Source organism: Maribacter luteocoastalis, assembly GCF_048890225.1.
In the GTDB taxonomy this organism is placed as follows: domain Bacteria; phylum Bacteroidota; class Bacteroidia; order Flavobacteriales; family Flavobacteriaceae; genus Maribacter; species Maribacter luteocoastalis.
In genome coordinates, this window is record NZ_JBMFZG010000022.1 from 1 (window position 1) to 2,546 (window position 2,546).

At 34.5% G+C, this 2,546-nt stretch carries 2 protein-coding genes; both read left to right on the forward strand.

What is annotated here, in order from left to right; genetic code table 11:
* The first annotated feature begins 141 nt into the window (after positions 1-141).
* Positions 142-1,251, forward strand: a complete 1,110-nt coding sequence (locus tag ACOCEA_RS17890) for a DUF6236 family protein (protein WP_420757643.1) — start codon at positions 142-144, stop codon at positions 1,249-1,251.
* 156 nt (positions 1,252-1,407) lie between these two features.
* The gene (locus ACOCEA_RS17895) at positions 1,408-2,298 is read left to right on the forward strand and encodes an AbiTii domain-containing protein (protein WP_420757644.1); all 891 of its coding nucleotides are present in this window, start codon (positions 1,408-1,410) and stop codon (positions 2,296-2,298) included.
* The last annotated feature ends 248 nt before the right edge of the window (positions 2,299-2,546 follow it).

Consider the following 2,546-nt stretch of genomic DNA (forward strand, 5'->3'; position numbering starts at 1 on the left):
AATCTTATGGATTTAGCTTTGGAACAAAAAAAGAAAAAGCAAAACCAAAAGCTTTAGCTTCGTGCGCAGACGGAAACAAAAAGTTTCCTTGCCCCCGCACTACGCTTAGCCCAACCGTTGTGAGCAAGCTAAACCGAACCGATGAATAGAACAATATTATATTATCCAACAATTGATATCCCTCGAAGTAGTTGGCTGAAACACGCACTCTTATATTGGGATGAAGTCAGTTCAATTATTCCAGCGACCTATGATGACAGATTTTTATATGATTTATCACCTGATATTCAATATTTAATTGGAGAAGAACAGTTTAGACCAATTCAACCTGAAACCTTAATATCTGGAGAGAATAATTGGGAGAAATTTCAAGAGTTTCAAGATGAATTTCAAGCAACGGTTCTCAACCCGAATTTTGAAAGGTTCAGAAATAGAAATCAATATAGCAGACACAATCATAGAATTCATCAATCAAAAGTTGAACAAAAAAGGGGAAGAATCCACCGAAATAAAACTTCAGATGGGCTATTCTATTTTCTTGAAGATTTAGGTTTAGCAACGAGAGATGAAAATGATGAATGGTTAAAATTTGAACATAATACAGCATTGCTTTATATGTCACTTTTGGCAAAATATCTTGCAGAAGTTGATAATGAACAAACTACAATCGGAACAGACTTTATAGCTTACGAAAAATTTAACTTCAAAACCACGAGAAAAAATAGTGGCTTTCCAGTCGTATCTTTTGACTTGAACAATATTTTACCAACACCGAAAGAAAATGTGTCTTTAGAACAAATCGTAGATTTTAAGAGACGTAGAGCTGACAATCTTCGACATTTCAAAAGAACTATTTCTGATTTTCAGACAGAAATTTCAAATGCTAAATCCAACGCAGAATTAAAAGAATCTGCAATAAATTTTCAAGAAGACTTAATTAATGGAGTTCAGGATTTAACAGCACTATTAAAAGACTCGAATATTGAAAGTAGTTTAAAAACTTTTAAAAGCTTAATTGACATAAAATCGCCTACATTATGGACATCAGCAGGAACCGTACTGAATAGCCATTTAGATTTTGTGCATTTACCACTGAATTTAACAACTATCGGAATATCAGCAATGGCAGCTTTAGAGTTGTCAACTAAATATATTGAAACAAGAAACAAACGAATGGCAGAAACCAGACAATCACCTTTTTCATATTTGTATTATGCAAGAAAAAGTGGAATAATAAGCAGAAGATGGTAAAAAGCCAGCTCACAACAATGGCTATAAGTAATTGCTTGTTCTCGCCTACTTCTGAAAATCCTCGCGGATTTTCAGTTTGGTGTGTACTTGCAAAGTTAATCGCTAACCCACGCAACTACTCATAGCCGAGACCGTTGTAAGTAAGCTAAAAAACCTATGATACACGAATTAATAACTGACATAGCATACGACAGAATAACCGTTGCTCAAGGATTAACCAGAGCGAAATTGATAGCGAATCAAATTAAAAATGAGACTTTTAAAAATTGGTTGTCAAAAGAATTGAATGGTTATACTTACGATGATAAAACCTTACCTGAATACAGAAAAGTATGGTCTGAAATAGAACTTACAGCTGAATTTCCGTATGGACAGGTCAGAACTTTTCCCGTCGTACTTCCAGATGATGCAGATGAAACTATGAAAGATTTGATTTATCATCATCGTTTTATTGAACCTATTTATGTGGTGGAGCAAAATATAACTGAAATGGAAGGCAGTTCTGGGTCAATAAATTTACCAGGCGGAATGGTAAGAATGCTTGCAGAATTTTATGGTTCAATTAAAAGACAAGGAGGACAAATAAGAACTGCACATAGGACAATAGGTAAATCTCATATGCAAAACATAGTCCAAGTAACAAAACAAAAACTATTGGACACTTTGCAAGAACTGGAAAACCAATTTCCCCAAATAGATAAAAATTACGTTATGAACGAGGATAATAAAGAAAAAGCTCAAAATATCATAACAAACAATATATATGGGAACAATAACCCTTTAAATGTAGCAGCAGGCGAACAGATAACTCAAGGAGACATAAATTTGACAATCAATGCAGAACAAGTTGAAAAATTAAAAGAGTTTGGTGTCGAAGATGAAGCTATTGAGGAACTAAAGACTATCGACAAAGAAAATCCGAAAGGTTCGAGCGATAGGAAAGGAAAAATAATGAGTTGGCTAGGTAGAGTTACAGCTTCTATGACAGCAAAAGGTGTTTATGAGAATATGCCTGAACTAATTGAATTTGTTGGAAATCTAATATAAAAGCCTACTTACAACAATGGCTATAAGTTATTGCTCGTTCTCGCCTACTTCTGAAAATCCTCGCGGATTTTCAGCTTGGTGTGTACTTGCAAAGTTAAGTGCTAACCCACGCAACTACTCATAGCCGTGACCGTTGGCAACAATATTGAAAAAAATAATCTTCATATTATTTCTTGTAATTACTGCTTGTAAATCAGGCTTCGACTCGACTTCAATTGACAAATCTTCAAGGGAGTGCATTGAGAAAG